This window comes from Synechococcus sp. R60.1, from assembly GCF_047461835.1.
Classification (GTDB): domain Bacteria; phylum Cyanobacteriota; class Cyanobacteriia; order Thermostichales; family Thermostichaceae; genus Thermostichus.
Genome location: NZ_JANSIA010000022.1, coordinates 22,968 through 33,771, shown reverse-complemented (window position 1 = coordinate 33,771; position 10,804 = coordinate 22,968). Strand labels below are relative to the sequence as shown.

At 59.4% G+C, this 10,804-nt stretch carries 11 protein-coding genes; 6 read left to right on the top strand and 5 right to left on the bottom strand.

Going from position 1 to position 10,804, the window contains the following annotated elements; all coding sequences use genetic code 11:
• Positions 1–179 precede the first annotated feature (179 nt).
• Both NW834_RS05025 and NW834_RS05020 read right to left on the bottom strand, forming a co-directional pair.
• Complete coding sequence (locus NW834_RS05025; RefSeq protein ID WP_414413657.1) at positions 180–539, bottom strand: hypothetical protein; 360 nt, start codon at positions 537–539, stop codon at positions 180–182.
• Between the two features lie 40 nt (positions 540–579).
• Positions 580–2,991 carry a DEAD/DEAH box helicase gene (locus NW834_RS05020; RefSeq protein ID WP_414419769.1) on the bottom strand — a complete coding sequence of 804 codons (2,412 nt, stop codon included), beginning with the start codon at positions 2,989–2,991 and terminating at the stop codon, positions 580–582.
• A gap of 195 nt (positions 2,992–3,186) precedes the next feature.
• Here NW834_RS05020 and NW834_RS05015 point away from each other — a divergent pair, with 195 nt between their 5' ends.
• The 3 genes from NW834_RS05015 to NW834_RS05005 are packed head-to-tail and all read left to right on the top strand — an operon-like array spanning position 3,187 to position 5,226.
• Positions 3,187–3,840: an anthranilate synthase component II gene (locus NW834_RS05015; RefSeq protein WP_011433980.1), complete on the top strand. Its 654-nt coding sequence runs from the start codon at positions 3,187–3,189 to the stop codon at positions 3,838–3,840.
• Complete coding sequence (locus NW834_RS05010) at positions 3,837–4,655, top strand: MBL fold metallo-hydrolase (RefSeq protein ID WP_414331279.1); 819 nt, start codon at positions 3,837–3,839, stop codon at positions 4,653–4,655. The genes NW834_RS05015 and NW834_RS05010 overlap by 4 nt, the downstream gene beginning before the upstream one ends.
• 4 nt (positions 4,656–4,659) lie before the next feature.
• Positions 4,660–5,226, top strand: a complete 567-nt coding sequence (locus tag NW834_RS05005; protein WP_414416676.1) for an ankyrin repeat domain-containing protein — start codon at positions 4,660–4,662, stop codon at positions 5,224–5,226.
• A gap of 10 nt (positions 5,227–5,236) precedes the next feature.
• Here NW834_RS05005 and NW834_RS05000 read toward each other — a convergent pair whose 3' ends face one another.
• Positions 5,237–6,214, bottom strand: coding sequence for a deoxyhypusine synthase family protein (locus tag NW834_RS05000; RefSeq protein WP_414419768.1), 978 nt, complete (start codon positions 6,212–6,214; stop codon positions 5,237–5,239).
• A 363-nt stretch (positions 6,215–6,577) separates the two neighbouring features.
• Between NW834_RS05000 and NW834_RS04995 the strand changes: the two genes are divergently transcribed.
• Genes NW834_RS04995 through NW834_RS04985 form a run of 3 tightly spaced genes read left to right on the top strand, consistent with a single transcriptional unit; the run spans position 6,578 to position 9,526 of the window.
• Entirely contained in the window at positions 6,578–8,575 is a 1,998-nt protein-coding gene (locus tag NW834_RS04995; RefSeq protein WP_414419772.1) for an ATP-binding protein, read from the top strand.
• A 9-nt stretch (positions 8,576–8,584) separates the two neighbouring features.
• Positions 8,585–9,193 (top strand): DUF4126 domain-containing protein, encoded by a 609-nt coding sequence (locus NW834_RS04990; RefSeq protein WP_414419767.1) that lies wholly within the window; start codon positions 8,585–8,587, stop codon positions 9,191–9,193.
• 15 nt (positions 9,194–9,208) lie between these two features.
• The gene (locus NW834_RS04985; protein ID WP_011433986.1) at positions 9,209–9,526 is read left to right on the top strand and encodes a hypothetical protein; all 318 of its coding nucleotides are present in this window, start codon (positions 9,209–9,211) and stop codon (positions 9,524–9,526) included.
• Between the two features lie 35 nt (positions 9,527–9,561).
• Here the strand turns inward: NW834_RS04985 and NW834_RS04980 are convergent, their stop codons facing one another.
• A complete protein-coding gene (locus NW834_RS04980; RefSeq protein ID WP_414341604.1) occupies positions 9,562–10,599 on the bottom strand; it encodes a hemolysin family protein in 1,038 nt (345 codons plus the stop codon).
• On the bottom strand, positions 10,592–10,756 hold the full coding sequence (locus NW834_RS04975; RefSeq protein WP_187147237.1) for a hypothetical protein: 165 nt from the start codon (positions 10,754–10,756) through the stop codon (positions 10,592–10,594). Before NW834_RS04975 ends, NW834_RS04980 begins: the two co-directional genes overlap by 8 nt.
• Between the last annotated feature and the right edge of the window lie 48 nt (positions 10,757–10,804).

Sequence of the window (10,804 nt, the reverse complement as noted above, 5' to 3'; positions counted from 1 at the left end):
CCGTGGTTGGCTTGCCAACTGCAGGGCTACCGAAAGCCCGCCCCGTACTGCGAAGCAGTCAGGGCCGGGTAGTTTACAGATGGCCATTCGGAATGCCAAACTCAAGGACAAGCCGTACCAGTTGCCGAATAGAGAAGCAAGGCCATCCTGCCTGCCGAAGTTTTTGCCGAACCAGCTGACTATAGACTAACGGCCAACCGTAGGACGATGCCGACAAGAGCTACGGTGGCAGCTCCAATCAAGGCAAAAGCCAGGTTAACCACTTGGGCGCTAGCCTTTTGATAGGTGTCAATTCGTTCTAGGATCACCCGGTTTTCTATCCCCTGCTCGGCCCAACGTCTCTCCTGCTCAGCCCAACGTCTTTCCTGCTCGGCCCAGCGCTTTGCTTGATCGGCTGCCAGGGCTTCTAGCCACTCGTTGGTTCTGGAGACATCCTGCCGGAGTCCTTCCACATCCTGTCGGATCTCTTCCACATCTTGCCGGATCTCTTCAATAACACTCAACACATCCCTGAGGGTGGGTTCACCGGCGGGCATCATAGAGCTGCAACCTCACTGAACAGCAAACGGTCTGAGCTCGCTAGATCAACTCGCTCACCGGGAAGCGATCCAGCATTTTTTGGGCTTGACGGGCATTTTCCCGTAACTCTGCCGGCAGATGGGGTACATAAGGGATCTGAGAAAGCAAATCCAGCGTGCGGCGGATCAGGCGCACCAAGTCTCCGGCATCTAGGTTGGTGCTGGCTTCTAGGGTTTCCCAAGGGATCCCTTGCGCCCAATGTTCGACGATCCCGGCCAAGCTGGGCTCAAACCCGATCGGCACATGAAACACCTGGTGTTGCCGTTGGCTGCGGAACAGCTGCCGCCGTAAACCCCGCAATCCGTGCAGCACATCCTCCACCAGCCCCGAGGTGCGCAGCCGGCTGTAGGTACCTGAACGGGGAGCCTCTGAGACCAAGGCAGCCACAACTCCGGCCAAATGATGGGGAGCACAGCCCTGACACTCACCCGAGAGCAGAGCCAGCGCCAGCCAGAGCTCGTTATCCCCCCGCAGCGCGGCCACCACCTCTCCGCTATCGGTAGGTTGATACTCTTGCAGACAGTTGAAATCCTGCAACACCCCCACCAAGGCCATAAATTGCTGCCAGCGCAACTCCTGCACGGAATCGCTTTGCCGCTCCAGGTGCTCGAGGCGCTTGAGCAAGCGCTGGCGTTTTTCTCGCAAACCCAGCAATTTTTTCCCCACTTGGTGAGCGGGATTCTCTCGGATTTGAGCTTCTAGGGCACGGATTTTTTCCTCTTGGGCATGAATGTGGGGAAAGGCCAACAGCCGCAAGGTGGGATCCGGCTCAGCTTCCCGTTGTTTGAGCAAGTAGCGCAAAATGCGTCGTTCTTCCCGCCGTTGCGCCTGCATCTTCTCATAGCGGGCGATATCTTCGTCGGCAATGCCTCCCAAGAGACGGTCGATCTCCTCCAGCTCGGCGCGCGTGTGCAGGATCTCCTGTTGTTCGGGCAACTTTTGCAACGAGAGCAAATACTGGCCGAAGCTGCGGTTGATCAGATCCCGTGCTGCTTCCAAAGAGTGCTTTTGCAGCAGGTTCAGCACCATGCCATAGGTGGGGGTAAACTGGCTCACCAAGGGATCCGCTCCAGAGGTGGCCAGCCGCGCAGCTTCTTGGGCCCCCTCAAACGGGGATTGCACCGTCACCACATGGCCGATGATGTCCTTGCCCCGCCGTCCGGCTCGGCCCGACATTTGCATGAACTCGGAAGCGGTCAAGAGGCGGTGGCCGTTGTCGGTGCGCTTAGAAAGGGAGGAGATGACAGTTGTGCGGGCGGGCATGTTGATCCCGGCGGCCAAAGTCTCAGTGGCGAAGACCAGCTTCACTAGCCCCTGCTGAAACAGATGCTCCACCAGTCCCTTCCAGGCAGGCAACATGCCGGCATGGTGAGCGGCAATACCCCGGTAAAGGGCATCCAACTGATCTCGGCGGACAGCTTCGGGCGTTTCTCGACAAAAGCGGTCGATCTGCTCAGCCAACTGCTGCCGTTCTTCCTCGCTGGCTACCAAGTCCAGATCCCTTACGCTGGCCACGGCCATATCACAGCCTTTGCGACTGAAGATGAAATAGATGGCCGGCAGCATGTCCCGCTGGCGCAAGTTCTCCACCACCTGCACCATATCCGGCACTCCCCCATAGGGAGACTGACCTGACTTGGGGAGTTTGCTTTTCAGGCGGCGATTGCAAACCCACTGGCCGGACTCGGTTTGCTCCAGCAGGGGGAACAGCCCTTTGCGATTGGCAAAGTGAAATTGCAGCGGCACCGGGCGGTGGTTGGAGTCGATCAGATGGGTGGGGCCATGCACCTGGTTCATCCAATCGGTGAGCTGGTCGCTGTTGGCCAGGGTGGCAGAAAGGGCAATGAGCTGGATCGTGGGGGGGCAGTAGATGATTGCTTCTTCCCAGACGGTGCCCCGCTGCTGGTCGTTCATGTAATGGCATTCGTCCAGGATCACCGCCTGCACCTCTCGCAAGGGATCCCGACTCAGGGCCTCCGCCTCCTCCCAAGGTTCCATCCCATCGCCAGAGGCTCCTCTCTGAACGGCCAGAGAGAGCGGCGTGCCATAGAGCATGTTGCGGAAGATCTCGGTGGTCATCACCAAGATCGGCGCCTCCCGGTTGATGGAGATGTCGCCGGTGAGCAGGCCAACCTGTTCTGGGCCGAATTGCCGGCCAAAATCCCGGAACTTTTGGTTGGAGAGGGCCTTCAGGGGCGTTGTATAGAAAACCCGCTTGCCCTGGGATAGGGCCCGATAGATGGCATACTCTCCGATCAGGGTCTTGCCGGATCCCGTGGGAGCACAGACCACCACCGATTCCCCAGCAGCCAGAACCTGAATGGCTCGGATCTGAAAGTCGTCCAGCTCGAAGGGGAAAAGCTGCCGCAACTCGTCCAGCAAATCGGTTGCCGGGGAGAGAAGCGCACTCATGGGATCCAAATCAACATTGGGAAACCTGGAAACCCGCCCAATTCACTGCTTCCTGTGGGTTGTACCTTCTAGGATACAAGCTTTCTTGGGGCGTCGACTGCTCCCCTGCAAAAAGCGCCAGTTACTCTGCTTCTTTGGATCAAGAACAGCAGCTCAAGCAAGTGCTAAAATGGGGTGCCGTTGCCGGATGCTATCGTGCTGGTCGTCATCGACAACTACGACAGCTTTACCTACAACTTGGTGCAGTACCTGGGGGAGTTGGGAGCTCAGCTTCAGGTTTTTCGCAATGACCAGCTCTCCGTTGACGACCTGCGCCGAATGCAGCCGCAAGCTGTAGTTATCTCTCCTGGGCCAGGGCGGCCGGAAGATGCCGGGATCTCCCTGGAGTTGATTCGGGAGCTGGGGCCAGAGCTGCCGATTTTGGGGGTTTGTCTGGGGCACCAGTGCATTGGCCAGGTCTATGGTGGTCAGATCGTGCGCGCACCTGAGCTGATGCATGGCAAAACCTCGCTCATTTACCATCGAGGGGTGGGGGTGTTTGAGGGGTTGAGCCAGCCTTTCACGGCCACCCGCTACCACAGCTTGGTGATCGAGCCTTCTACGTGTCCTGATGAGCTGGAGGTGACGGCTCAAACAGGCGATGGGATCATCATGGGGGTACGCCACCGCCGCTATCCCCACGTTCAGGGCGTGCAGTTCCACCCGGAGAGCATCTTGACTGCAGAGGGCAAGCGCTTGTTGAGCAACTTCCTGCGCAGCGCCAAAGCCTCAACTGCTGCTCAGCCCAATGTTTCGCAGAAACCTCAGGAAACCGTTGCCGTTGTTACATCAGGGATCCCCACTCCATGAAGCGTCGCCAGCTTCTGCAAGCCAGCGCTGGGCTGCTGGGATCGATGGCCGTGAACCTGGCCAGAGGGCGCAAAGCGGGCGCTCAGACAGCGCCGGCACAAGGTTCGGAAACGCCAACAACCCCAGGGTCTATAGAGTTCACTCCCGGCTCCAGCTCGCAGGGGCTGCAACTGACTTGGCTGCACCACAGTTGTGTTTTGTTCGAGGGGGAGGGCCGACGGTTTCTGGTCAACCCGTTTCGGCCGGCGGGCTGTACGGCTGGCTATCCTGCCCCACGAGTTGCTGCCGATCTGGTGTTGCTCAGCAGCCGCTTGTTGGATGAAGGGGCTTTGGATGTGGTGCCCGGCAACCCCAAGGTGCTGTTTCAGCCGGGAGACTATCTGATTGACGGGATCCGGGTGCAAGGAGTACGCATGCCCCGTGGCCCTCGCTTTGGCGTAAACGTGGGTTGGCGCTGGCGCATGGCTGGGATCGACATTGTCCATTTGGGAGGGGCGCTGCAGCCAATTACGCGGGAGCAGTCCATCCTGCTTGCTCGTCCCGACCTGTTGCTGGTGCCAGTGGGGGGTGGGCCGAAAAATTACGATCCTGCCGGGGCCAAGGCGGCCATTGAGGCGCTGCAGCCCAAGCTGGTCATCCCCACCATGTATCGCACGGCCGCCGCCGAGGAATCCCAATGCGAGCTGCTGCCGCTGCAGGAGTTTTTGCGTCTCTTCCCCGCTGCTGCCCCGCAACCTGCCCTCAGCAACCCGTTGCTGCTCTCGGCCCAGGCTCTGCCCAGGCAGGGGCTCGCCATCCTTTTCTTTGAGGAATAGGGCTATGCGAGGTCAGGTCCTAAAAATCGCTGTCGGACTGGGATCCCTGCTAGTGGGGGGTCTGGGATTCTATGGATACTCCCTACCAGAAGATCCACAAGCCTTGGCCCAAGCCAACCCGCTGCGGCTGCAACTGGCTCTCTGGCTGGGGAAAGACGCCAACGCCGTCGATGAGCGGGGCAAGACAGCCCTGTTTTTCGTAGAAAGCGGCCTCAACGCCCGTCTTTTGCTGGCAGCGGGGGCGGATCCCAATCGACCGGACTATGGGGGAGCCAGCCCACTGCACCAAGCCGCTCGCCTGGGCAACCCTGAGGTTACGAAAGCCCTGCTCCAGGGAGGGGCCGAGGTGAATGCTCGTTTTGGCGCCGGTGGCCTTCCCCTGCATTTTGCCGCTTGGTCCGGCAACCCCGAGGTCGTTCGGCTGCTGCTGGAACATGGCTCCGAGATCGACGAGCCGGACGGCTACGGCCTCACGCCCCTGCGCATCGCCCAGGATCTGCGCCGCTGGGAAGCTGCGATCCTTTTGTCCCGCTGGCCCCGCTCCGCCTCAACCGACGGGCATACAGATTGATTCCCCTTCTCTACCACCCCAGCACCCAGGCGAAGATCAAAGGCGCCACGATGGTGGCATCCGACTCGATGACAAATTTGGGGGTGTCGATCCCCAATTTGCCCCAGGTGATCTTCTCATTGGGCACTGCCCCCGAGTAGGAACCGTAGCTGGTGGTGGAGTCGCTGATCTGGCAGAAATAGCCCCACAGGGGTACGCCCTGGCGACCCAGATCTTGATGGAGCATGGGTACCACACAGATGGGGAAATCCCCGGCTATGCCGCCGCCAATTTGAAAGAAGCCGATGGAGGATTCCGCCGAGGTGCGCAGGTACCAATCCGCCAGGTGGATCATGTACTCGATCCCTGTGCGGACGGTGTGTACATTGCGGATCTCACCCGTGATGCAGTGGGCGGCATACATGTTGCCGGTGGTGGAGTCTTCCCATCCCGGCACATAGATGGGCAAGTTGGCCTCCATAGCCGCGTAAACCCAAGAGTCCCGCGGATTGATCTGGTAGTAGGGCTCCAGCCGGCCACTGCGCAGAATCCGGTAGAGAAACTCATGGGGAAAATAGCGCTCGCCCGCCTGATCGGCGCCGATCCACTCTTCCAAAAGGGCTTTTTCCAAGCGCCGCATCGCCTCCTCTTCGGGAATGCAGGTATCGGTTACCCGATTCATGTGCCGCTCCAGCAGTTCCTGCTCCTGCTGCGGGCTAAGATCGCGGTAGTGGGGCACGCGCTCGTAGAAGTCGTGGGCGATGAGGTTGAAGATGTCCTCTTCCAGGTTGGCGCCGGTGCAGGAGATGGCGTGCACCTTGTTCTGCCGGATCATTTCCGCTAGGGAAAGGCCCAGCTCCGCTGTGCTCATGGCGCCGGCCAGGGTCACCATCATCTTGCCGCCCTTTTCCAGGTGAGCACAATAACCTTTGGCTGCATCCAGCAGCGCGGCTGCGTTGAAGTGGCGAAAATGATGTTGGATAAATTGGCTGACGGGGCTGTTGGTCACGATTTTTCCGGTCACTCTGACCTGGTGAAGCACGATTTTCTAGTCTATCAACTTTAGGGGCGCTGACAAGCTTTGCTTGGGGATACCTTTATCGGTATTGGCAACCATTCCCCTGCAGGTCGGCTGGAGCAGGTTGCGTTGCGAAGCCGGGATCCCATACCGGTTCTCACCCGGCCTTGGCTGAGACAAAGGGATCGCCTGCCCATGTCAGAATGGTGGCGAATCACCGCCCTATATCCGTTCACGCTATCTGTTCACGTTGGGTTCATGCCTCCTGTCAGCACCGTCGAGCCAGCCGAGCCAATTGTTGAAGCCCAATCTCCAGAAGCGACTGCTCCGTCTCCAGAGCCATTGCCTGGGGCTGTGGATCCCTCGCAGTCGAAGCCAGCCGGGTCTTCGATGGGATCCCTGCAGCGCTGGTGGGCGCGCTGGAAACAAAAGCTGCGCCTGGAGACCCAGCTGCTCTTTGTGGCCACGCTGGTGGTCTCCTTGGTGGTGAGCAGTTTTACCTTCTGGGCCGTCAGCACTGTGCAGCAGGATGCCCGCTTCAACGAGGCCCGCTTTGGCCGGGATCTGGGGTTGCTTTTGGCGGCCAATGTTGCCCCTCTAATTGCGGAAGATCGCATTGGCGAAGTGGCGCAACTGTCCCGCCAGTACTTTGAGAGCACCAGCAGCATCCGCTATCTGCTCTACGCCGATCCCGAAGGAAACATCTACTACGGGATCCCGTTTTCCAACCAAGAGGTGAAAACCTCCCTCAGCCTCACCCGTCGCATGCAACTGCCGGACAATCGCCCCCCTGCTGAGGGCCAACCGCTGGTGCGCACCCACCTCACTCCTGCCGGGCGGGTGACGGATATTTTTGTCGGCATCTATCATCAGGGCCGCTTTTTGGGCACCCTCGGCCTGGGCATCAATCCCAATCCCGCCCTGGTGCGCTCCACCCAGCTGGCGCGGGAGGTCTCGATCGGGGTGTTTTTGGCGGTGTGGGTCTTGGCCATCCTGGGATCGGTGGTCAATGCCCTCACCATCACCTACCCCATCAAAGAACTGGTCAAGGGCGTCCAGGAGATCACCAAAGGTAACTTCAAGCAGCGCATCGACCTGCCCTTCGGGGGCGAGCTGGCCCAGCTCATCGACAGCTTTAACGAGATGGCGGAGCGGCTGCAAAGCTACGAAGAACAGAACATCGAAGAACTGGCTGCCGCCAAAGCCAAGTTGGAGACCTTGGTCTTCTCCATCGTCGATGCCGCCATTTTGCTGGATGCCGAGTTGCGGGTGCTGCTGCTCAATCCTGCCGCCTCCCGCATGTTTGGCTGGGAAGGGGATCCCGTTTTGGGCAAACCCCTGCCGGAGCTGTTGCCGGAGGATCTGCGGCAGCAACTGGCCCGCCCCCTGATGCACATTGCCCGCGGGGATCAAGAAGCAGAGGAAGTTCGCGTCAAACTCACCGGCCCCACCAAGCGTGTTATCCGCATCCTGCTTTCGCCGGTGTCGGATCCGCGGCGGCAAAATCTCAAGGGGATCGTGATGACGGTGCAGGACATCACCCGCGAGGTGGAGCTCAACGAAGCCAAGGCTCAATTCATCAGCAACATCAGCCACGAGCTGCGCACCCCCCTCTTCAGCATCAAGTCTTTTATCGAGACCCTCTACGAGTACGGCGAGCAGATGTCCTCGGCGGAGCGGCTGGACTACCTGGAAATTGCCAACCGCGAAACCGATCGCCTCACCCGCCTGGTCAACGATGTTTTGGATTTGTCTCGTCTGGAATCGGGCAAGCAGTACCACTTTGAAGGTGTCGACATCGCGGCAGTGATCGAGCAGACTTTGCGCACCCACCAACTGCAGGCCCGCGACAAAGGGATCCAGCTGCGCAAGTTCGTCGATCCGGATCTGCCGCTGGTCTGGGGCAACTACGATCTGCTGCTGCAGGTGATGACCAATCTCCTGGGCAATGCCCTCAAGTTCACCCCCTCAGGGGGCCTGGTGACGGTACATGCCCACCTGGTGGTTCAGGCGGATGGATCCCCGCAGGCAGTGCGGGTGGCGGTGGCCGATACAGGCATTGGCATTGCCCCAGAAGATCAGGAGCGGATTTTCGACCGCTTTTTCCGTGTCGAGAACCGGGTCCACACCCTAGAGGGCACCGGCCTGGGGTTGGCCATCGTGCGCAACATCCTGGAGAAACATCGAACCCGCATCTGCCTGGAGAGCAAGCTAGAACAGGGATCCACCTTCTGGTTCGATCTGCACCTGTACACTGAAGAGGGACCGCTGGAGTTCGAGGTTCAGCCAGCCGAGACGGATCCCCCCAGTTGCTGCTGGCGGGAGCATCCCCGCCATTCCCACCAAACCTAAGGAGCCAAGATGGAAAGCCTACTGGCCATTTTTTTGGGGCTGGGCCTCAGTGCTGCCTGTGGCTTTCGTATTTTTGTGCCGCTGCTGGTGATGAGCATAGCGGCTCAGGCTGGACATCTGGAGCTGGCTCCCGATCTGCAATGGATTGGCTCAGAGGTGGCGCTGCTGGTTTTTGTGGTGGCCACCTTTTTCGAGGTTTCTGCCTACTACGTGCCCTGGGTGGACAACTTGCTAGATGTAGTGGCAACGCCGGTGGCAGTGGTGGCCGGAATCCTGGTGATGTCGGCGGCAATGGGGGACATTGGTGACCTGAGCCCGATGTGGCGCTGGGCTTTGGCTGCCATTCTCGGAGGGGGGGCTGCTGGGATCACCCAAGGCACCACCGATGTGCTGCGATTGGCCTCTACCACCACCACAGGGGGGCTAGGCAACCCGCTGTTGGCCACCGGTGAAGACGTCACTTCTCTGCTGCTGGCGGTGGTGGCGGTGCTGTTGATGGGTTGGCTCGTGCGCTGGCTGGGCAAAGGCGCGGTGAAGCTGGGGTTGCGCAGCAGAAATGTCGATCCCCAGTCTCAGGGATCCCCGCCGACGGCTGTTCTACACTGGAGAAGGTTTTAACTGGATGGTTTTGCCATGCCGCCTCGCTGGCCCCGGAAGCCCTCCCGTCGGGATCCCGAATTTCGCAAGCTGGATGATCGCTATACCTATGCCGCCCACCTGTCTGTTTTCCTCTGTAGCGGGTCTGGGCTGGTGTTTTTTCAGCAACTGTACCGCGCGGATTGGCCGTGGCTGGTGCCCCTGTTGGGCTGGTGGGCTTTGGGGTTGGGGATCCACAGCTTCTGGATCTTTTTTGTGGCCCGCTATCCCGTCGAGGCCGGCTTTGGGGAGCTCACTCCCGGCGCGCACGAAAACCCAACAGCCGCGGAGACGGATCCCTCCAGAGCCAGCTAGGACTTAGAGAGGGGATGATCCCCTTGCTCCTGTTCTCAGCCAGGGGAGGTAGAAGCTCCACCTGGTCGTCGTTGTCGCTGCAGCAGCAGGGGGGAGAGGTCGCTCTCGTCGTAAATATCCCCCACCAGCTCCTCCAAAATGTCCTCCAGCGTGATCAGGCCGGTGGTGCCGCCGAACTCATCCACCACAATCCCCAGGTGTTGGCGAGAGCGCAGCATTTCCTTGAGCAACAAGCTGACCCGCTTGGTGTCCGGCACAAAAAAAGGCGGTGCCATCGCCTGGGTCACTTCGGCATTGCCTTTTTGATCGAGATAGCGCAAGGCTTGCTTGAGGTGGATAATGCCGACGATCTCGTCCTTGGATTCTCCCTGCACGGGGATGCGCGAGTAGCCCGTTTCCAAACAGAGCTTCACCACATCCTGCAGTGTTTTGTCGTGGGAGATGGTCTCCATTTTAACTCTGGGCTTGGCCACGTCCCGCGCTTGGAGTAAGTCCAAAGCCAAGGCCCCACGGAACAGCCGCCGTTTTTGCCAATCCAGCAGCCCCCGCTGCCCCAACACATCGATCAACAGCTCCAAATCCTTGAGAGAAGCAGTGGCCGTCAGCGGGGAGAATTCCAATAGATTGAAGAGCCTGCTGACAACCCACTCAAAAGCGTCGATAAAAGGGCGCAGCAGCACCGATAGGACATGAACAGGCCGCACCACCCAGCGGAACACCCCTAGCGGATGGCTCACCGCCAAGGACTTTGGGGCTACTTCTCCAAAGAGGAGCACCACAATTGTGGTGGGCACGGTGGCGGCCAAAGCTCCAATCTGGGTTCCCAACAGTTCAATGGAGAGGGTTGTGGCCAAAGCGGCAATGCCGATGTTGACAAAGTTGTTCACCAGCAACAGGGTGGTGATCAGCCGCGAGCGCTGTTGTTGGGCCAGTCGATACAAGCCCTGCGGATCCCCTTGTTCTTCGATCAGAGATTCCAGGCGCAGGTTGTCCATGGCCGTGATGGCCGTTTCGGCGCCAGAGCAAGCTCCTGAGAGAAGCAGCAGAAAGGCCAAGAGAAAGACATTAACCATAGCGCTCCGTTCGCGACGGCGGAACGGGATACAGGTAGCATTGGCTCATCGAGAGAAAAGCGGGTCGGCCTATTTCCATCATCAACGGGATCCCCTCCGGCACCTCAACACCTCGGTGGTTTTGCCAAAGTTCATCACTCAACCCATAGCTCGGCATCCGTGCCCCCTCATCAACTGCATCTTCAACGAAAATCTTCAATGAGAA

What these genes read in the sequence shown, in the direction of transcription:
- NW834_RS05020 (WP_414419769.1), bottom strand. Translation starts at nt 2,991, where the DNA reads ATGAGTGCGCTTCTCTCCCCGGCAACCGATTTGCTGGACGAGTTGCGG.
- NW834_RS04975 (WP_187147237.1), bottom strand. Translation starts at nt 10,756, where the DNA reads ATGCCGAGCTATGGGTTGAGTGATGAACTTTGGCAAAACCACCGAGGT.
- NW834_RS05005 (WP_414416676.1), top strand. Translation starts at nt 4,660, where the DNA reads ATGCGAGGTCAGGTCCTAAAAATCGCTGTCGGACTGGGATCCCTGCTA.
- NW834_RS04980 (WP_414341604.1), bottom strand. Translation starts at nt 10,599, where the DNA reads ATGGTTAATGTCTTTCTCTTGGCCTTTCTGCTGCTTCTCTCAGGAGCT.
- NW834_RS04990 (WP_414419767.1), top strand. Translation starts at nt 8,585, where the DNA reads ATGGAAAGCCTACTGGCCATTTTTTTGGGGCTGGGCCTCAGTGCTGCC.
- NW834_RS05010 (WP_414331279.1), top strand. Translation starts at nt 3,837, where the DNA reads ATGAAGCGTCGCCAGCTTCTGCAAGCCAGCGCTGGGCTGCTGGGATCG.
- NW834_RS05025 (WP_414413657.1), bottom strand. Translation starts at nt 539, where the DNA reads ATGATGCCCGCCGGTGAACCCACCCTCAGGGATGTGTTGAGTGTTATT.
- NW834_RS04985 (WP_011433986.1), top strand. Translation starts at nt 9,209, where the DNA reads ATGCCGCCTCGCTGGCCCCGGAAGCCCTCCCGTCGGGATCCCGAATTT.